Raw genomic sequence first — 19982 nt, 5'->3', positions numbered from 1 at the left:
AGCGGTACACCACTGCTGTGGATCTTCGACGGCCAAGGCGCGGCGATCGCCGGCGCGCTGGTGTTCGCCGGTGCGGCGGTGCTCTCCTCGGTGACGCTGCGCCTGGCGCGGGGGGCGGCACGGAGAACGCCGGACGGGCTGACCGCCGCAGCCCGTCCGGCGTGTGAGGACGAGTCCGTCCGGGATGGACGGGAGTCCGGGGGCCGGGGCGCCCCCGGAGACGTCAGACCAGGTTCACCGACCGGGCGGAGGTCGCCCCGATCTCCGCCGCCAGTTCGCCCAGCACCCCGGTGGTCACCGTGTCGTCGACCGTCAGCACGGCCAGCGCCTCGCCGCCGACCGTCGCCCGGGCCACCTGCATGCCGGCGATGTTGATGCCCGCCTCGCCGAGGATGCGGCCCACGGTGCCGACGACACCCGGACGGTCCTCGTAGCGCAGGACGACCATGTGGTCGGCGAGCGCCAGATCGACGTCGTACTCGCCGACCGCGACGATCTTCTGGACGTGCTTGGGACCGGCCAGCGTGCCGGAGACCGAGATCTCCTCGCCGTCGGAGAGGGTGCCGCGCACGGTGACGACGTTGCGGTGCTCGGCCGACTCGGAACTGGTGGTCAGCCGCACCTCGACACCGCGCTCCTGCGCGAACAGCGGGGCGTTGACGTACGACACCGTCTCGTCGACGACGTCCTCGAAGACACCCTTGAGCGCCGACAGCTCCAGCACCTTCACATCGTGCTGGGTGATCTCGCCGTACACCTCGACGTCGAGGCGGACCGCGACCTCACCGGCGAGCGCGGTGAAGATCCGGCCGAGGCGCTCGGCGAGCGGCAGACCCGGCTTGACGTCCTCGGCGATGACCCCGCCCTGCACGTTCACCGCGTCGGGGACCAGCTCACCGGCGAGCGCGAGGCGCACCGAGCGGGCGACGGCGATACCGGCCTTCTCCTGCGCCTCGTCGGTGGAGGCGCCGAGGTGCGGGGTGCAGACGACCTGGTCGAACTCGAACAGCGGGGAGTCGGTGCACGGCTCCTTCGCGTACACGTCGAGGCCGGCGCCGGCGACGCGGCCCTCCTTGAGCGCCGAGTACAGCGCCTCCTCGTCGACGATGCCGCCGCGGGCGGCGTTGATCACGCGCACGCTCGGCTTGACCTTGCGCAGGGCCTCGTCGCCGATCAGACCGAGCGTCTCGGGGGTCTTCGGCAGATGGACGGTGATGAAGTCGGAGACCTCGAGCAGCTCGTCCAGCGACAGCACCTTGACGCCCATCTGCGCGGCCCGCGCGGGCTGTACGTAGGGGTCGTAGGCGACGACCTTCATGCCGAAGGCGGACATGCGCTGCGCCACGAGGGCACCGATGCGGCCGAGGCCCACGACACCGAGGGTCTTCTCCGCGAGCTCGACACCCGTGTACTTGCTGCGCTTCCACTCGCCGTTCTTCAGGGCGGCGTTGGCCTGCGGGATGTTGCGGGCGGTGGCGACGATCAGACCGCAGGCCAGCTCGGCGGCGGTCACGATGTTCGAGGTGGGGGCGTTGACGACCATCACACCGGCCTTGGTGGCGGCGGAGACGTCGACGTTGTCGAGGCCGACGCCGGCACGGGCGACGACCTTGAGCCTGTTCGCGGCGGCGATCGCCTCGGCGTCGACCTTGGTGGCCGAGCGGACCAGGATCGCGTCCACATCGGCGATGGCCGGGAGCAGCTCGGCGCGGTCCGCGCCGTTGCAGTGGCGGATCTCGAAGTCCGGTCCGAGTGCGTCGACGGTGGCGGGCGACAGCTCTTCAGCGATGAGTACGACGGGTTTCGAGCTCACGTGAGTCCTCACAAGTCCAATGCGGACGGCCGTCCCGACGGCCGCAGGCGGTGAAGAAGTGCTAGCCGCGTGGAAGACGCACGACGCTGTGGGCCTGACGCGTTTGTTGTACAGCAGTCTAGTGGCGCGTGGCGGATCGTCCTGCGCCTCCGCGGAATGATCACCCGGAAGTGGCCGCACGGGCCGGCCGACCTGGGTCGGCCCCCTTCGGCGGGATCCCCCGGAGGCCCCGCGACGGCTCCCGGCACGCGCCGGCAGCCGTCGCGGGGTGCGGGGCTCACGCCTCTTCGTCGACCCAGCTCATGAGCTTGCGCAGCTCCTTGCCGGTGGTCTCCAGCAGGTGCTCGGAGTCCTGCTTCTTGTACTCGTTGTACTTCTTCAGACCGCCGTGGTACTCGTCCATCCACTGCTGCGCGAAGGTGCCGTCCTGGATCTCGGCGAGGACCTTCTTCATCTCGGCCTTGGTGGCGTCCGTGATGATCCGCGGGCCGGTGACGTAGTCGCCCCACTCGGCGGTCTCGGAGATCGACCAGCGCATCTTCTCCAGGCCGCCCTCGTACATGAGGTCCACGATCAGCTTCAGCTCGTGCAGGCACTCGAAGTAGGCGATCTCCGGCTGGTAACCGGCCTCGGTCAGGGTCTCGAAGCCCGCCTTGACCAGCGCCGCGGTGCCACCGCACAGGACGGCCTGCTCACCGAACAGGTCGGTCTCGGTCTCCTCGGTGAAGGTGGTCTTGATGACGCCGGCGCGGGTGCCGCCGATGCCCTTGGCGTACGACAGGGCCAGCGCGAAGGCGTTGCCGGAGGCGTCCTGCTCGACGGCCGCGATGCAGGGGACACCGCGCCCCTCCTCGTACTGGCGGCGCACCAGGTGGCCCGGGCCCTTGGGGGCGACCATGCAGACGTCCACGCCGGCCGGGGGCTTGATGAAGCCGTAGCGGATGTTCAGGCCGTGGCCGAAGAACAGGGCGTCGCCGTCCTTGAGGTTGTCCTTGATGTGCTCCTCGTAGACCTGGGCCTGGATCGGGTCCGGGACGAGGATCATGATGACGTCGGCCTCGGCGGCGGCCTCGGACGGGGTCACCACGCGCAGGCCCTGCTCCTCGGCCTTGGCCTTGGACTTCGAGCCCTCGTGCAGACCGACGCGCACGTCGACGCCGGAGTCGCGCAGCGACAGGGCGTGGGCGTGGCCCTGGCTGCCGTAACCGATGACCGCGACCTTGCGGCCCTGGATGATGGACAGGTCGGCGTCGGCGTCGTAGAACAGCTCGGCCACTTTGGGTTCTCTCCTTGAGTGCAGGTGTTGCGTCCCACCGTATGACGGCGGGGGGAGGGGAAGTTCCGGAGTCTCGGAATACGGGCGGCCGGTGTCGCGCCGGCCACCCGTTCCGCTGTCCTACGCCGACCGGTCCAGGGCGCGCAGCGACCGGTCCGTGATCGAACGGGCACCGCGTCCGATGGCGATCGTGCCGGACTGGACGAGTTCCTTGATGCCGAACGGCTCCAGCATCTTGAGCATGGCGGACAGCTTGTCGCTGCTGCCGGTGGCCTCGATGGTCACCGCCTCCGGGGAGACGTCCACGGTCTTGGCGCGGAACAGCTGGACGATCTCGACGATCTGGGAGCGCGTCTCGTTGTCGGCGCGCACCTTCACCAGGACGAGTTCGCGCTGGACGGCCTGCCCGGGCTCCAGCTCGACGATCTTCAGCACGTTGACGAGCTTGTTGAGCTGCTTGGTCACCTGCTCCAGCGGGAACTCCTCCACGCTCACCACGATGGTGATGCGGGAGATGTCCGGGTGCTCGGTGACCCCCACGGCGAGGGAGTCGATGTTGAAGCCGCGGCGGGAGAACAGCGCGGCGATCCGGGCCAGGATGCCGGGGGTGTTCTCCACCAGGACGGAGAGCGTGTGCTTGGACATGGTGTGCTTCCTTTACGGCTCTCAGTCGTCTTCGTTGTCGCCGAAGTCGGGGCGGACGTCACGGGCGGCCATGATCTCGTCGTTGGAGGTGCCGGCGGCGACCATCGGCCACACCATCGCGTCCTCGTGGACGATGAAGTCCACGACGACCGGGCGGTCGTTGATCGAGTTGGCCTCCTCGATGACCTTGTCGAGGTCGGCGGGGTCCTCGCAGCGGATCGCGTGGCAGCCCATGGCCTCGGACAGCTTCACGAAGTCGGGCACGCGGGTGCCCGCGCTCTTCTCGGCGGCGTCCGCGCCGGGGCCGGAGTGCAGCACCGTGTTCGAGTACCGCTGGTTGTAGAAGAGGGTCTGCCACTGGCGGACCATCCCGAGGGCGCCGTTGTTGATGATGGCGACCTTGATCGGGATGTTGTTCAGGGCACAGGTGGTGAGTTCCTGGTTGGTCATCTGGAAGCAGCCGTCGCCGTCGATCGCCCAGACGGCGCGGTCGGGCACGCCGGCTTTGGCACCCATGGCGGCCGGGACCGCGTAACCCATGGTTCCGGCGCCGCCGGAGTTCAGCCAGGTGGCGGGCTTGTCGTACTGGATGAAGTGCGCGGCCCACATCTGGTGCTGGCCGACGCCCGCCGCGAAGACGGTGCCCTCCGGGGCCAGCTGTCCGATGCGCTCGATGACCTGCTGCGGGGAGAGCGAGCCGTCCCCGGGCTGGTCGTAGCCGAGCGGATAGGTCTCGCGCCAGCGGTTGAGGTCCTTCCACCAGGCGGTGTAGTCGCCGCGGTTGCCCTCGGCATGCTCCCGCTGGACGGCCTGGACGATGTCGGCGAGGACCTCGCGGGCGTCACCGACGATCGGCACGTCGGCGGCGCGGTTCTTGCCGATCTCCGCCGGGTCGATGTCGGCGTGGACGATCTTGGCGTAGGGGGCGAAGCTGTCCAGCTTGCCGGTGACGCGGTCGTCGAAGCGGGCTCCGAGGGCGACGATCAGGTCGGCCTTCTGCAGCGCGGTGACGGCGGTGACCGAACCGTGCATGCCCGGCATTCCCACGTGCAGCTCGTGGCTGTCGGGGAACGCGCCGAGTCCCATCAGGGTGGTGGTGACGGGAGCCCCGGTGAGTTCCGCGAGGACCTTCAGCTCGGCGGTGGCACGGGCCTTCATGACGCCGCCGCCGACGTAGAGGACCGGCCGCTTCGCGGCGGTGATGAGCTTGGCGGCCTCGCGGATCTGCTTGGCGTGCGGCTTGGTGACGGGCCGGTAGCCGGGCAGGTCCATGGTGGGCGGCCAGGAGAAGGTGGTCTTCGCCTGGAGGGCGTCCTTGGCGATGTCGACGAGCACCGGGCCGGGGCGGCCGGTGGAGGCGATGTGGAACGCCTGCGCGATCGTCCGCGGGATGTCCTCGGCCTTGGTGACCAGGAAGTTGTGCTTGGTGATCGGCATGGTGATGCCGACGATGTCCGCCTCCTGGAAGGCGTCCGTGCCGATCGCCTTGGAGGCGACCTGGCCGGTGATCGCGACCATCGGCACCGAGTCCATGTGCGCGTCGGCGATCGGGGTGACCAGGTTGGTGGCGCCGGGGCCGGAGGTCGCCATGCAGACGCCCACCCTGCCGGTGGCCTGCGCGTAACCGGTGGCCGCGTGGCCGGCGCCCTGCTCGTGGCGGACCAGGACGTGGCGCACCCGGGTGGAGTCCATCAGCGGGTCGTAGGCGGGGAGGATCGCACCGCCGGGAATGCCGAATACCGTGTCGGCGCCGACCTCCTCGAGCGAGCGAATGAGGGACTGCGCACCCGTGACGTGCTCGACGGGGGCGGACTGTCCTCCGGATCGGGGCCGGGGCTGCGGGTGATGGGCCCCGGTGGCCTGCTCGGTCATCGGCATTCTCTTCTCGATGCTGAGGGTTTGTGCGAAGTTCGTGCGGGTTGCGCCTGCTGCTCGGCGGGTGCCTGTGCAACAAAAAACCCCTCGTGCCATAAGGCAAGCGAGGGGAAGCGCGCCGGGTGGTGGTCGCTGAGCGATCGATGCTCAGCGTCAGCCGACGCGCTGTCCAAGTACGAGAATTCGGGTGCGCATGGCTCTGACCCTCCCCCCGGCGCACACCCACTGTCAAGTGGGTGGGACGGGCGTCTCATCATGTGAGCGCAGCGCCGTACCGCCCGGGAGCACGGCGCTCACTCCCACGGAGTAGACCCCCGGTCCCCCGCCCGCGAGGACGGGTTCGGCCGGTGCGCGGGGGACCGGGCAGTGCCCGGCGGTCAGCGCTCTGCGCAGCCGGTACTCGTCCAGCGGTCCCGAGAAGGCGGCGCCCTGCCCGTGCGTGCAGCCCATGGCGCGCAGGGCAGCGGCCTGCTCGGGCTGGTCCACCCCCACGGCCACGGAGTGCATCCCGAGGTCGGCGGCGATCCGCACCAGCCCACTGGTGATCTTGTGCAGTCGCGCGGACTCGGCCACGCCGTCGATCAGAGCGCGGTCGAGTTTGAGCGCGTCGACGGGGAGCCTCCTGAGGGCGGTGATCGCCGCGGGGCCGCCGCCGAAGCCGTCGAGCGCGACCCGGACGCCGAGCCGCTTGAGCACGATCAGCCGGCGCTCCAGTTCGTCGAGCGGCACCCGGGGGTCGGTGTCGGCGAGCTCGACGATCAGGGAGCCGGACGGCAGCCCGTGCCGGGTGAGCAGGGCCTCGATGGAACCCAGCGGCAGGGACCGGTCCAGCAGCCGGCGGGCGCTCAGCCGGACGGCCACGGGTACGGGCAGGCCGGTGGCGTGCCGTTCCGCGGCCTGCTCCACGGCCTCCTCCAGCACCCACCGGCCCAGCTCGGCGGTCTTCTCGCTGTCCTCGGCGACCCGCAGGAACTCGGCGGGGGTGAAGAGCACCCCCTGGGAGGAGCGCCACCGCGCCTGCGCGCAGACCGAGGTGATCCGGCCGTCCGCCAGGCACACCACCGGCTGGTGCAGCAGGGCGAACTCCCCGTGGTGCAGTGCCGCGCGCAGCCGGGTGGCCAGCTCGGCCCTGCGGACGACGTCCTGCTGCATGTGCGGCCCGTACAGCTCCACCCGGCCCTTGCCGCCCGCCTTCGCCCGGTACATGGCGAGGTCGGCGTTGCGCAGCAGTTCGCCCGCGCTGATGCCCGGTTCGGCGAAGGCCACGCCGATGGAGGCGTTGACCCGGACATCGTTGCCGTCGATGAGGTAGGGCTGGGACAGGGCCACCCTGAGCCGGTCGGCGAGCTCCACCATGTGCCGCTCCCGGGCGTCCCGGTCGCGGACGCCGTCCCCGGCGATCAGGGCGGCGAACTCGTCGCCCCCCAGCCGGGAGGCGGTGTCGCCCTTGCGGACCGCGTCCTGGAGTCTGCGCGCGGCCTGGACGAGCAGTTCGTCCCCGGCCTGGTGCCCGATGGTGTCGTTGACCCCCTTGAAACCGTCGAGGTCGATGAAGAGCACGGCCGTGCCCCGCACGGCGGCCCCGCGGTCGGAGGCGCGGCGGCCGGACAGCGCCTGCTGGACGCGCCGGGTGAAGAGCGCGCGGTTGGGCAGGTCGGTGAGCGGGTCGTGCTCCGCGTTGTGCTGGAGCTGGGCCTGGAGGCGTACCCTCTCGGTCACGTCGCGGCTGTTGAAGATCAGGCCGCCGTGGTGCCGGTTGACGGTCGACTCGACGTTCAGCCAGCCTCCCCCGCTCTCGGCTCCTGCCCCGCTCCGGCCTTCGCCCGGGCGGGGGGACCCCCAGGAGCGGGAGGTGCCCCCACCGCCGGAGCGGAAGCGGCACTCGATGCGGGTCGTGGGCTCCTCGACCGGGTCCGCGGCGAGGAAGCGGCGCACCTCGTGGACGACGCGGCCGAGGTCCTCCGGGTGGATGAGACCGGCCAGTTCCGTCCCCACCAGGTCCTCCGCCGGGCGGCCGTACACACCGGCGGCCGCCGGGGAGACGTAGCGGAGGATGCCACTGGGGGCGGCGATCATGATGACGTCGCTGGACCCCTGCACCAGGGAGCGGAAGTGGTTCTCCTGCCGCGCCAGTTCCTGGGTGAGCGTGATGTTGTCGAGGAGCATGATGCCCTGGCGCACCACCAGCGCCAGCACCACGGTGCCCCCGGTGATCAGCACGACGCGGTCGACGCTGCGGCCGTTGAGGACGTTGTAGAGGATCCCCAGGGTGCACACGGCAGCGGCGAGGTACGGCGTGAGCGCGGCGAGGGAACCGGCGGTGGGCCGGGAGAGCGGATGACGGCCGGGCTCGCCGCCAGGAGCGGGCAAGGGATGGTCGGGTCCGCCGCGCCGCCCCGGATGGTGTTGGCGGACCACGCGTGTGTACCCCTCACGCTCGGGCCGGCCGCCGCGCGGCGCGGTCCAGGGGGCGTACGCCAGGAGCAGCGAGCCGGCGAACCAGCCCGCGTCGAGGAGTTGCCCGGAGCGGTAACCGGCGTGCAGCAGCGGGGAGGTGAACAAGGCGTCGCACATGACGGTCAGTGCCAAAGCGCCGATCGCGGTGTTGACGGCGGACCGGTTCACCGCCGAACGCCGGAAGTGCAGGGCGAGCACCATGCTGACCAGGGCGATGTCGAGCAGCGGGTACGCCAGTGACAGCGCGGTGTGCGCGACGCCCGGCCCTTCGGCCTGGGCGGCCTGGGCGAGGGCGAGGCTCCACGCGAGGGTGAGCAGGGATCCGCCGATCAGCCAGGCGTCGAGGGCGAGACAGACCCACCCGGCCTTGGTCACGGGCCGTTTGGCGAGCACCAGCAGTCCCACGATGGCGGGCGGCGCGAAGCACAGGAAGAACAGGTCGGCGTAGCTGGGGCTGGGCACGGGGAGGCCCAGCACGACCTCGTACCACCCCCAGACCAGGTTGCCCAGGGAGGCCATCGCCGAGGAGAGGCCGAACAGCAGCCAGGCGGGCCGGAACCGGGTGTGAGGGCTGCGGGCGTAGACGAAGCAGGAGACGGCCGCGGCAGCGGCGGCGGCGCTCAGCCCGAAGTCGCCCATGATCAGCGCGAGTCGCTCCGAGCCCCAGCCGAACGCGGCACCGACGGCGTAGGCCGCGCAGACGAGGGCCAGCACCAGTTGCGCGGCCGGGCCGGGCCGGCGGGCGGCGGACGGGGCGGCGGTCAGTGCCGCCCGCGCGGCGGGCGGCGGGCGCAGCGCCCCGTCGAGGGTCGGGGTGGGGGTGGGCGCGCTCACCGGGTGCTCCAGGTCCGCGCCGCTCCCGGATCCCTCGGCCCTCGGTGCGCCCGCGGGGCGTGGCCCCCTCGGGCGGCGCGCCGGGGGTGTGGTGGACCGGGGTTGTCGGTCCGGTCGTCGTGCCGGGTGTGATGGCCGCCGTGATGACCGCGGCCGCGCGCGTCCGCGCGCCAGTGTCGCAGTCGACGGCTCCGCCGCGTCGGATCGCTCGTCCACAGGCCGTGCATCGTCCGTCGCCCCCCTTGCAGTCTCCGTGTCCGTCCCCCGCGCCGTAGGTCAGCGGCGCAGCCCCTGTCGGGACGATACACCAGTCCCGTCACTCAGGGACATAGGTTCTCTACTCTCCGTAACGATCACCGGATGTACGAGTACCCACCGCGCCCGGGAGAACGCGGACGGTACTCGAAGCGGACTACAGCTCTTCCGCTCCCGTCACCAGGACCACGTTGCCGGGCTCCTCCTGGTTCACGTACCGGCGCAACTGATCCCGCAGCAGCCGTTCGGCGCGCGGCAGAAAGGCGGACGTGGGTCCGCCGACGTGCGGGGTGACGAGCACCCCCGGAGCCCGCCACAAGGGATGATCCGAGGGGAGCGGTTCCGGATCCGTGACGTCGAGGGCCGCGGTGAGGCGTCCGCTCTTCAGCTCGGTCAGCAGCGCCTCGGTGTCGACGACGCCTCCGCGGGCCACGTTCACGAGCAGGGCGCCGTCCTTCATGCGGGCCAGGAATCCGGCGTCCACGAGGTGCCGGGTGGTCTCCGTCAGCGGGGTGGACAGGACGACGACGTCCGCCTCCGGCAGCAGGGAGGGCAGTTCGGTGAGCGGGTGCACCGGCCCGCGCTCCGTCGTGCGGGCGGAGCGCGCGACGCGCGCCACCCGCGCGAGTTCGAACGGAACGAGCCGGTCCTCGATGGCCGCGCCGATCGACCCGTACCCCACGATGAGCACGGTCCTGTCGGCGAGCGCGGGCCGGAACCCGCCGTGCCACTCCCCCTTGTCCTGGGCCCGCACGAAGCCGGGGATGCCCCGCAGCGAAGCCAGGATCAGCGCGAGGGCCAGCTCCGCGGTGCTGGCCTCGTGCACTCCGCGCGCGTTGCACAGCCGCACACCCGGGGGCAGGTCCTTCAGTCCCGGTTCGACGTGGTCGATGCCGGCCGACAGGGTCTGCACGACGCGCACGGAACGCATCAGCGGCAGCGGCCGCACGCCCACTCCGGCGGGCCTCATGTACGGCACGACGTAGAAGCCGCAGTCGGCCGGGTCGGCGGGGAACTCCCCGGCGCCGTCCCAGAAGCGGTAGCGCGGGCCCTCGGGGAGGCCGTCGATCTCGTCCGGCGGGATCGGGAGCCATACGTCAGCAGCAGTCATGGTCGGGAGGCTAGTTCAGGAGCGGCTCGCGGCAGAGGTTAGGTTGGGGGACCGGAGAGGGAGGGTCACGAGCAGGTGGAGCGCAGGACTATCGGCGCGGCGGCGCTCGCGGTGGGGGCGGTAGGACTCGGGTGCATGCCGATGAGCTGGGCGTACAGCTCGTCCCGGCAGCGCGGCGAGGAGTCGCTCAGGGCGGTGCACCGGGCGCTGGATTCGGGCTCGACCCTCCTCGACACCGCCGACATGTACGGTCCCTTCACCAACGAGCTGCTGCTCGGGCGGGTGTTGAAGGAGCGGCGCCGTGACGCCTTCGTGTCGACGAAGGTCGGTCTGCTGGTGGGCGACCAGCACATCGTGGCCAACGGCCGCCCCGGGTACGTGAGAAGGGCCTGCGACGCGTCGCTGCGCCGGCTGCAGACCGACGTCATCGACCTCTACCAGTTGCACCGCGCCGACCCGGAGGTCCCGGTGGAGGAGACCTGGGGTGCGATGGCCGAGCTCGTACAGGCGGGCAAGGTCAGGGCGTTGGGGCTGTGCGCGGTCGGGGCGCGTTCCTCCCGGCGGGCGGGGGCGCGGCTGCACGACGCGACGGTGCGGCAGCTGGAGCGGGTGCAGCAGGTCTTCCCGGTGAGCGCGGTGGAGGCGGAACTGTCCGTGTGGTCGCCGGAGGCGCTGGAGACACTGCTGCCCTGGTGCCGGTCGCGGGGGGTCGGTTTCCTCGCCGCGATGCCGCTGGGCAACGGCTTCCTGACCGGGACGCTGACGCCGGGCGTGGGGTTCGAGGCGGACGACCTGCGCGCCCGGCACCCCCGCTTCACGGCCGAGATGATGGCCGCGAACCAGCCGATCGTGGCCGGGCTGCGCCGCGTCGCCCGGCGCCACGGCGCACACGTCACCCCGGCGCAGGTGGCCCTGGCCTGGGTACTGGGCCGGGGCGAGCAGGTCGTCCCGGTCCCGGGCGCCAAGCGGGAACGGTGGGTCACCGAGAACGCGGCGGCTGCGGACCTGCGCCTCACGGAGGAGGACCTCACGGAGATCGCGCGGCTGCCGGCGGCCCAGGGGTCGTGGGACTGATCCGGGTCCGTCGGGCCGCACCGGGAGCCTCGGACCCGGTCCGGGCCGGCGACCGGCACGCGGGCCGCCGCCGCGGGGAGAGGGGGCGTGGGTGGTGCCGGCGGCGTGCGGTCCCGTGGTTCGGGACCGGGCGATCGGGAACCTGGGAGGCGGGAGCGGTGTATGACTGGGAGAACCCGCCGCGTCGAAGGGACACCATCGTGCGACATCGAGCCGCGTCGGCCGTGCTGGCCGCCGCCGCACTCCTGCTGACGGCCGGCTGCTCCTCCGGCGACGGAGGGACAGCGGGGGGAGACGGCAGCGCCTCCCCCGGTGACACGACGGCGCGCTCGTCGGCCCCGGAGCGGAGCGGGGAGGAGACCCCGCCCGCGAAGGGTTCGGTGGAGGTGCTCCGCACGGTCGCCACGGGCCTGAAGAGCCCCTGGGGTCTGGCGCCCCTCCCGGGCGGCGACCTCCTGGTGTCCTCCCGGGACGAGGCGACGATCACCCGGATCGACGGCAGGACCGGGCAGCAGACCGAGCTGGGCGAGGTGCAGGGAGTGTCGCCGTCCGGCGAGGGAGGTCTCCTGGGTATCGCCCTCTCCCCCGAGTACGCCTCGGACCACATGATCTACGCCTACTTCACCTCTGCCTCCGACAACCGCGTCGTCCGCCTCATACACGACGAGAAGAAGCCGGCCGGAGAGCAACTGGGCGCACCGGACACGGTGTTCCGGGGCATTCCCAAGGGCGGGGTGCACAACGGCGGCCGGATCGCCTTCGGCCCGGACAAGATGCTGTACGTGGGCACGGGCGAGAGCGGTGACACCGGCCTGTCCCAGGACAAGGAGTCCCTCGGCGGCAAGATCCTGCGGCTGACCCCGGACGGCGAGCCGGCCCCGGGCAACCCGTTCCCCGACTCCGCGGTGTACACCTACGGGCACCGTAATGTGCAGGGTCTGGCCTGGGACGGCAAGCAGCGGCTGTTCGCCTCGGAGTTCGGCCAGAACACCTGGGACGAGCTGAACGCGATCAAGCCGGGCGACAACTACGGCTGGCCGGAGGCGGAGGGCGAGTCCGGCGGCGAGTTCCACGATCCGGTCGATCAGTGGAGCCCTGAGGACGCCTCCCCCAGCGGCATCGCCTACGCCGAGGGTTCGGTCTGGATGGCGGGCCTGCGCGGCGAGCGCCTGTGGCGCATCCCCCTCAAGGGCACGGAGACCTCGGCGGACCCGCAGTCCTTCCTGGAGGGCGAGTACGGCCGGCTGCGCACGGTGGTCGCGGCGGGCGGTGACAAGGTGTGGCTGGTCACCAGCAACACCGACGGCAGGCGCGACCCGGACAAGGGCGACGACCGCATCCTGGAACTCCGGGTGAGCTAGCGGGCGTTCACTCGCCCTCCGGGGCCTCTTCCTCCTGCGGGGGCGCCGGCGGCCGGACCGTGACCCTTCCGGAGGTGAGGTCGATCGGCCCCCGGCCGGGGTCGGTGTCGCCGATGTCCTCCCGGGTCAGTTCCAGGCGGTTCTGCTCCTCACGGGTGTGCCCCCGGCCCGGGGCGAAGAGGTCCTCGAAGGCGTGGAACATCGCTCCCCTTCCCGGGGCCGAGTGCGTCGCACGGCCGTCATCCCGCCGCCACCGGTTCGCCGGTCCCCGCTGGGAACAGGCCGAGCCGGTGGGCCACCGCCGCCGCCTCGCCCCGGCCGGAGACGCCCATCTTGGCGAGGATGTTGGAGACGTGGACGCTGGCCGTCTTCGGGGAGATGAACAGTTCCTCGGCGATACGGCGGTTGGTGTGGCCGGCCGCCACCAGGCGCAGGACGTCACGCTCCCGGCTGGTGAGACCGAGGGCCTCCACCGGATCGACGGGGCCCCGGTCCGCCTCCCGGACGGCGGGCACCAGTGCGAGACGCGCGCGTTGCGCCAGCAGGGTGGCGGAGCGGGCCAGCGGCGCGGCGCCGAGGTGGTCGGCGACGGCGTCGACCAGCCGCAGCAGTTCCGTGGCGCGGGCGCGCTCGTCGTCGCCCGCACCGGAGGCGAGCAGCGCCTCGGCCAGCCGGTACCGCACGCGTGCCAGGTCGTAGGGCCGCCCCAGCGGCTCCACCGCCTCGACGACCGCGGACCACTCGTCCGGTGCGAACCGTCCCTCGGCGCGCAGCAGCTCGGCGCGCAGCCACAGGTCGTAGGCGTGCCACACGGGCACACCGGTCGTCAGGGACTTGGCGGCCCGGCGGATCCGCTGGAGGATCTCCGGCCTGCCGGGCTCGGTCGCCGGCTGCCCGTGGGCGTGCGCCTCCGCGGTCGTGGCGGCGAGCAGGATCGGCCAGCCGTAGCGCTGTGTGCCGGGCGGGAGTCCGGTGTCGAGGACGTCGAGCAGCTCGGCGCGGGCGTCCGGGAGGCGTCCCTCGGCGGCCGCCACACCGATGGCGACCGCCTTCATGGGGAGGGCGTACTGCGGCATCGGGTCGTGGGTGCCGAAGAAGGTGCGGGCGTCGGCGAGACGGCGGGCCGCCCCGGCCACGTCCCCCCGGTCGTACGCGAGGCACGCCAGGCGCATCGAACCGCCGGTGCGGGGCTTGGCGCTCTGTTCGAGGCGCTGCGCGTTGGCCGCTGCCTGCGCCGCCTCCTCCCAGCGGCCGAGGGAGTGCAGGGACTCGGCGAGGTTGCCCCACACCCAGCCCTCGGAGTCCAGCAGTCCGAGTCTGCGGGTGATGTGGATGCCCTCGCGGAGGAGCCGGGTGGCCTCCTCCGAGCGGCCGACGCCCTCGAGGACGGACGGGAGGTTCACATGGGCGCGCGCGACCACCATGTCCACGCCCAGTTCGGTCGCCCGGTCCTTGACCTCGTACATCTCGGCGAGCCCGGTCTCGATGTCACCGGCGTCGACCATGAGGCCACCGAGGGTGAGCCGGGCGTTGAGTTCGATGTCGTGCGCGCCGACCATGCGCGCGTACTCGACGGCGCTCTCGGCGGCTGCCATGGCCTCCGGTCCTGGCTCGTGCAGCATCGCCCAGCCGGCAGCGGAGGCGAGGACCTCGGCGTGCACCTCGGACGGGGGCAGTCCGCGCACCAGGTCCTGTGCGGTGGCCAGTTCGGCCCAGCCGTCGCCGCGGGCGAGGGCCTGGGTGAGCCGGGAGCGCTGCTCCCAGAACCAGGCGGCGCGCAGGGGGTCGGGCTCCTCGTCGAGGAGGCGCAGCGCCCTCTTGGTGATCTTCAGCGAGCGTTCGCGTTCCCCGCAGAGGCGGCCGGCGACGGCGGCTTCGGCCATCAGGTCGAGGTAGCGCAGCGGCGTGGTCTGCGGGTCGCAGCCGCACGGGGGGTAGACCTCGGCGTAGTCGAGGGGGCGCAGGGTGGCCCGTACGGTGTCGGGGACGGCGTCCCACAGCTCCATGGCCCGCTCCAGCAGGCGCAGTTGTTCGGAGTAGGCGTGGCGTCTGCGGGCCTCGACGGAGGCGTCGAGGACGGCGGGCAGTGCCTTGGCGGCATCGTGGGCGTGGTACCAGTAGCTGGCCAGGCGGGTCACCCGCTCGTCGGCGGGGACCAGGGTGGGGTCGGCCTCCAGGGCCTCGGCGTAACGGCGGTTGAGGCGGGAGCGTTCGCCGGGCAGCAGGTCGTCGCTGACGGCCTCGCGGACCAGCGAGTGGCGGAAGCGGTAGCCGTCACGCTCGGGTGCCGGGGAGAGGATGCCGGCGTTGACGCCGGCCCGCAGGGCCTCGATGAGGTCGTCCTCGGTGAGCCGGGCGACGGCGGCCAGCAGTCGGTCCTCGACGGTGGAGCCGCCCTCGGCGACGATCCGGGCGACCGACTGGGCGGTTTCCGGCAGGCTCTCGACGCGGACCAGGAGCAGGTCGCGCAGGGAGTCGGTGAGGCCGGCGCAGCACCCCTCGTCGGCGGAGACGGCGAGTTCCTCGACGAAGAAGGCGTTGCCGTCGGAGCGGGCGAAGATGTCGTCGACGCGCTGGGGATCGGGTTCGCGGTCGATGATGCCGGCGATCTGCCGGTGCACCTCCTCGCGGTTGAAGCGGCCGAGTTCGACGCGCCGCACCGTGCGGAGCCGGTCGAGTTCGGCGAGGAGGGGGCGCAGGGGGTGGCGGCGGTGGATGTCGTCGGAGCGGTAGGTGGCGAGGACGAGGAGACGGCCGGTGCGCAGCGTGCGGAACAGATAGGTGAGCAGGTGGCGGGTGGAGGCGTCGGCCCAGTGCAGGTCCTCCAGGGCGAGGACGACGGTGTGGTCGGTGGCGACGCGTTCCAGCAGGCGGGCGGTGAGTTCGAAGAGGCGGGCCACGCCCTGTTCGTCGCGGCGGGGCTCGCGGACGGCGGGGCCGAGTTCGGGCAGCAGCCGGGCGAGTTCGTCCTCCTGCCCCGAGGAGGCGGCGGCGAGTTGTTCCGGCAGTTCGCGGCGCAGGTGGCGCAGGGCGGTGGAGAAGGGGGCGAAGGGCAGTCCGTCGGCGCCGATCTCGACGCAGCCGCCGAGCGCGACGATCGCGCCCCGGCGGCGGGCGGCGGCGGCGAACTCCTCGAGGAGGCGGCTCTTGCCGACGCCGGCCTCGCCGCCGAGCAGCAGCGCCTGCGGCTCCCCGGCGCCGGCGCGGGCGAGCGCGTCGTTCAGCGTGCCGAACTCGCTGACGCGGCCTACGAACACGGGACTGACGGACTTGGTCTCCACGCCACCGAGCATCGCACGCGCCTCCGATCGCGGAGCACTGTTTTTCGCCTCTGGAGGCGGTGCCCCGGCTCCGCCCGGTGCGGGGTGGGGGACGGCGGCCGACCCCCGTGCGGCCGCCGTCCGCGGGTCAGGCGGCCCGGGCGAACCGGCGCCGGCGGTGGCTATGGCTCTCGGCCTCGGCGGTGCGTGCGGCGGCTTCACGGCGGGCGGCGCGGCGGAGGCGGCTGACCTCCATGGCCAGGCGTTCGTGCTCGGCCCGGCGGACGAGCTCGTCGTGGCGCAGCTGGTGGAGTGCGTACTCGAACATGGTGGCCTCCTGGCGGATCCGGTGTCGGTATCGCTGTCCGCGATGCCTCCACCTTCGTCCGTGAGGCGGGCCCGTCACATCGGGAAGGTTCCGTATCTGTGGCGTGCGCGGTGCCTTAAGAAGCCACTGAGCAGGACGTCCGGCGCTCTTAGGGCCCCTTAGGCCCCCTCGGCCCCGGGACGCGACGAGGGGCCCCCGGCCGCCCGGAAACCCCCCGTGACCTGCGCTTGGCTCATCAGCCGGTGGCGGGCAGCCCCAGCAGTACGCCGGTGTACTTGAGGACCGCCAGCAGCAGTCCGATGACCCCGAGCGTGACACCCGCCCAGGCGACCGACTTGATCCAGGGCGCCTGGACGGTCCGCCGGGGCGCCCCGAAGGCGGGCCTGGCGAGCACGACCACGCCGACGATCAGCGCGGTCAGCGCGAAGAGGCCGCCCCACACCGCGCTGGTGTTCCAGGCGTCGCCGTACATCTCCTTGACCTGGGTGGCGACGCCGGCGTCCGCCGCGGCCTCCAGCTGGCCCACGAGGGTCTCGCGCGCGGCGGCGACGGTGCCCAGCCAGCTGCCGGTGAGCGAGACCAGGCCCAGTGCCGCCGAGACGAGGGCGGCGGCGCCCTGCCCGACACCGGACGGGCTCCCGCCCGCCCCGGGTACGGCCCGCTCCGCTTCCGTTTCCTCCCCCGTCCCCTGGTCCGTGACGTCGTCGGCCTCGGTGGCGTCCGCCGCCGTCTCGTCGCGCCCGGTGCCCGTTCCGGTTCCGGTTTCGGTTTCGTCCGCTGTGCTGGTTCCCATGTTCCGCACCGTACGGACGCTCTCTGAGAGTCCGCTTAATGAGCGTGGTGCGGGTGACCGCGGCGTGCCCGCCACTCCGGGGCCAGGACGGACCACACCTCCAGGTCGTGGCGGACCCCGTGGTGGAGATGGGCCTCGCGGCGGACCCCGTCACGGGTCATCCCGAGCCGGCGGGCCACCGCGACGCTCGGCGCGTTGCCGGTGGCGGCGACCCATTCGACCCGGTGGATCCCGCGCTGCTCGACCGCCCAGTCGATGAGCACCCGCATGGCACGGGTGACCAGCCCGCGCCCGGTGGCGGCGGGCTCCAGCCAGCAGCCGACCTCGCAGCTGCCGTTCGCGGCGTCGAAGTTCAGGGTGAGCACGCCGCCCACGAGCGTGCCGTCCAGCCAAAGCCCGTGCAGGGAGGCCGTGTCGGCGGCCCGCCAGTCGGCGTACCGCTGGAGCGCCTCCCGCGCGCCGGCCACGTCCGTGGCCTTGGCGCCGAAGGGGACGTACCGGTTGATGAAGTCCCGGCCCCGGTCCAGGTGGGCGAGGAACTCCTCCGCGTGCCACGGCTCCAGCGGACGCAGTTCGGCTCCGTCGTCACCCAGTCGTATCGCGTACATCTCGCTGTCGCTCCTCCTCGGCCAGCACGCACGCCACCTCGGCGTCCGTGGCGGCGGCCAGCCTCTCATGGGCGGCACGGGCCTCGGGCGGCTCGATGCTGATCCTCGGCAGGACGCGGTCCAGCCGGCGCGGCAGCCACCAGTTGGCACCGCCGAGGAGGTGCATCAGCGCGGGGACGAGCAGGGTGCGCAGGACGAAGGCGTCGAGGGCGACGGCCACGGCCAGCGCGATGCCGAACATGGCGATCACGCGGTCGCCGGTGAGGACGAAGGCGAGGAACACCGAAATCATGATCACTGCGGCGGAGTTGATCACCCGGCTGGTCTCGGCGAGGCCGACGCGGACGGCGCGCCGGTTGTCGCCGGTCTCCAGCCATTCCTCGTGCATCCGGCTCACCAGGAAGACCTGGTAGTCCATGGAGAGCCCGAAGAGGACGGAGACCATGATCACCGGCAGGAAGGGTTCGATCGGTCCTCCGGAGCCGAGGCCCAGCATCTCGCTGCCCCAGCCCCACTGGAAGATCGCGACGATGACGCCGAAGGTGGCGGCGACGGCGGCCACGTTCATCGCGGCGGCCTTCAGCGGGATGGCGAGCGAGCGGAAGCCCAGCAGGAGCAGCAGACAGCCCAGGCCGATGACGACGCCGACGAAGAGCGGCAGCTTGGAGACGATGACGTCGGCGAAGTCGTCGTACCCGGCCGTCACACCGCCGACGTGCACATCGAGCGAGGTGCCCGACTCCGCCCGGGGCAGCACGTCGGAACGCAGCCGGTCGACGAGGTCGCTGGTCTGCTCGGACTGCGGGGAGGAGTCCGGTACGACGGTGAGGTAGGCGGTGTCGCCGCCCCGGCCGTAGGTCGCCGGTGACACGGACGCGACCCCGTCGGTGTCGCGCAGGGTGGTGCCGAGGTTGTCCAGGGCGAGCCGGTCCCCGGCGTCATCGATCTCGGCGACGAGGGTGAGGGGGCCGTTCACCCCGGGGCCGAAACCGTCGGCAAGGAGGTCGTAGGCCTGGCGGGTGGTGGACGTCGTGGGGTCGTTGCCCTGGTCGGAGGTGCCCAGGTGGAGCGAGAAGGTGGGCAGCGTGAGGACGGCCATGACGACGACGGCGACCGCGCCGAGCAGCTTCGGGTGGCGCTCCACGAACGCCGACCAGCGGGCCGCGAAACCGGTCGGCACTTCCGGCTCGGGCCCGTGCTCGGCCAGCCGGCGCCGCTCCCGGCGGCTGAGCGCGCGCATGCCGATGAACGACAGCAGGGCGGGCAGCAGGGTGATGGAGGCGGCGACGGTGAGCACCACGGTGAGCGCGGCGGCTATGGCGACGCCGTTGAGGAAGTTCAGCCGCAGGATCAGCATGCCCAGCAGGGCTATGCAGACGGTCGCACCCGCGAAGACGACCGCCCGTCCGGTGGTGGCCACGGCGTTGCCTGCGGCCTCGGTGACGGTGAGGCCGCGCTTGAGTCCGCGCCGGTGCCGGGTGACGATGAACAGGGCGTAGTCGATGCCCACGCCGAGCCCGATCAGCATGCCGAGCATCGGCGCGAAGTCGGCGACGGTCATGACGTGACCGAGCAGCACGATCCCCGCGTAGGCGGTGCCCACACTGACCAGGGCGGTGGCGATGGGCAGCAGCGCCGCGGCGGGCGAACCGAAGGCGAGGAGGAGGACGACGGTGGCGACCAGCACGCCGACGATCTCGGCGGTGTGCCCGCCGGTGGCCTCGCTGAGCTCGACGGTGCCGCCGCTCAGCTCGACCTGCAGCCCGTCGGCCTCGGCGGCCTTGGCCGTCTCCACCACGGCAGCGGCCTGGCCCGCGTCGATGTCCTCGGCCTGGTCGTCGAAGGTGACCGTGGCGTAGGCGGTGCGGCCGTCCTGGCTGACGCGTCCGGCGCCCTCGTCGTCGTAGGGGCCGCTCACGGCGGCCACGCCGGGCAGCCGCTCGATGCGGTCCAGGGTGCGGGTCATGCTCTGCTCGACGCCGGTGTCCCGCACACTGCCGGACGATGTGTGCCAGACCACGTTGTCGCTGTCGCCGCCGAGGCCGGGGAAGCCCTCGTGCAGCAGTTCGGCGGCCCGCCCGGACTCGGTGCCCGGCACCTGGTAGTCGTTGGAGTAGGCGGAGCCGGAGGCGAAGGCTCCTGCGGCGACCCCGCCGAGGGCGAGGAGCCACAGCAGGACGGGTATCAGACGGCGTTGGACACACCAGCGTGCGAGGGCTGCCACGAATGTGCTCCCGGAGTGACTCGGGGTGGATCTTTGACCGGGAACAGTCGTGCGATGACGCAACAGCC

14 protein-coding genes are annotated in these 19982 nt (G+C 72.3%); 2 read left to right on the top strand and 12 right to left on the bottom strand.

The genetic code is table 11. From position 1 onward, the window contains the following. Positions 1-223: 223 nt before the first annotated feature. The 6 genes from serA to ACZ6A9_RS24235 form a co-directional block, all read right to left on the bottom strand. Entirely contained in the window at positions 224-1813 is a 1590-nt protein-coding gene (gene serA / locus ACZ6A9_RS24260; RefSeq protein WP_468988879.1) for a phosphoglycerate dehydrogenase, read from the bottom strand. Positions 1814-2090: 277 nt separating this feature from the next. Continuing rightward, a complete protein-coding gene (gene ilvC / locus ACZ6A9_RS24255) occupies positions 2091-3089 on the bottom strand; it encodes a ketol-acid reductoisomerase (RefSeq protein ID WP_468988877.1) in 999 nt (332 codons plus the stop codon). Between the two features lie 120 nt (positions 3090-3209). Beyond that, positions 3210-3734, bottom strand: coding sequence for an acetolactate synthase small subunit (gene ilvN, locus ACZ6A9_RS24250; RefSeq protein WP_030216544.1), 525 nt, complete (start codon positions 3732-3734; stop codon positions 3210-3212). Positions 3735-3755: 21 nt separating this feature from the next. Beyond that, positions 3756-5606, bottom strand: coding sequence for an acetolactate synthase large subunit (locus ACZ6A9_RS24245; protein ID WP_468988875.1), 1851 nt, complete (start codon positions 5604-5606; stop codon positions 3756-3758). A 231-nt stretch (positions 5607-5837) separates the two neighbouring features. Further along, complete coding sequence (locus ACZ6A9_RS24240) at positions 5838-8900, bottom strand: putative bifunctional diguanylate cyclase/phosphodiesterase (protein WP_468988873.1); 3063 nt, start codon at positions 8898-8900, stop codon at positions 5838-5840. A gap of 412 nt (positions 8901-9312) precedes the next feature. Next, the gene (locus ACZ6A9_RS24235; protein ID WP_468988871.1) at positions 9313-10266 is read right to left on the bottom strand and encodes a 2-hydroxyacid dehydrogenase; all 954 of its coding nucleotides are present in this window, start codon (positions 10264-10266) and stop codon (positions 9313-9315) included. 75 nt (positions 10267-10341) lie between these two features. Here ACZ6A9_RS24235 and ACZ6A9_RS24230 point away from each other — a divergent pair, with 75 nt between their 5' ends. Both ACZ6A9_RS24230 and ACZ6A9_RS24225 read left to right on the top strand, forming a co-directional pair. Beyond that, complete coding sequence (locus ACZ6A9_RS24230; protein WP_468988869.1) at positions 10342-11340, top strand: aldo/keto reductase; 999 nt, start codon at positions 10342-10344, stop codon at positions 11338-11340. A gap of 197 nt (positions 11341-11537) precedes the next feature. Continuing rightward, positions 11538-12701 carry a PQQ-dependent sugar dehydrogenase gene (locus tag ACZ6A9_RS24225; protein WP_468989303.1) on the top strand — a complete coding sequence of 388 codons (1164 nt, stop codon included), beginning with the start codon at positions 11538-11540 and terminating at the stop codon, positions 12699-12701. Positions 12702-12708: 7 nt separating this feature from the next. On the opposite strand, the gene ACZ6A9_RS24220 is transcribed toward ACZ6A9_RS24225, so the two are convergent. The 6 genes from ACZ6A9_RS24220 to ACZ6A9_RS24195 form a co-directional block, all read right to left on the bottom strand. Continuing rightward, positions 12709-12903, bottom strand: coding sequence for a DUF6191 domain-containing protein (locus tag ACZ6A9_RS24220; protein WP_468988866.1), 195 nt, complete (start codon positions 12901-12903; stop codon positions 12709-12711). 37 nt (positions 12904-12940) lie between these two features. Continuing rightward, complete coding sequence (locus tag ACZ6A9_RS24215; protein ID WP_468988863.1) at positions 12941-15994, bottom strand: helix-turn-helix transcriptional regulator; 3054 nt, start codon at positions 15992-15994, stop codon at positions 12941-12943. Between the two features lie 115 nt (positions 15995-16109). Continuing rightward, positions 16110-16289: a hypothetical protein gene (locus ACZ6A9_RS24210; protein ID WP_228967232.1), complete on the bottom strand. Its 180-nt coding sequence runs from the start codon at positions 16287-16289 to the stop codon at positions 16110-16112. 235 nt (positions 16290-16524) lie between these two features. Beyond that, entirely contained in the window at positions 16525-17082 is a 558-nt protein-coding gene (locus ACZ6A9_RS24205) for a hypothetical protein (RefSeq protein WP_468988861.1), read from the bottom strand. 35 nt (positions 17083-17117) lie between these two features. After that, positions 17118-17690 (bottom strand): GNAT family N-acetyltransferase, encoded by a 573-nt coding sequence (locus ACZ6A9_RS24200; RefSeq protein ID WP_468988858.1) that lies wholly within the window; start codon positions 17688-17690, stop codon positions 17118-17120. Next, positions 17668-19914, bottom strand: coding sequence for an MMPL family transporter (locus ACZ6A9_RS24195; RefSeq protein WP_468988855.1), 2247 nt, complete (start codon positions 19912-19914; stop codon positions 17668-17670). Before ACZ6A9_RS24195 ends, ACZ6A9_RS24200 begins: the two co-directional genes overlap by 23 nt. Between the last annotated feature and the right edge of the window lie 68 nt (positions 19915-19982).

It is taken from the genome of Streptomyces sp. NPDC041124 (assembly GCF_055592385.1).
This window is presented reverse-complemented; position numbering and strand designations above follow the sequence as displayed.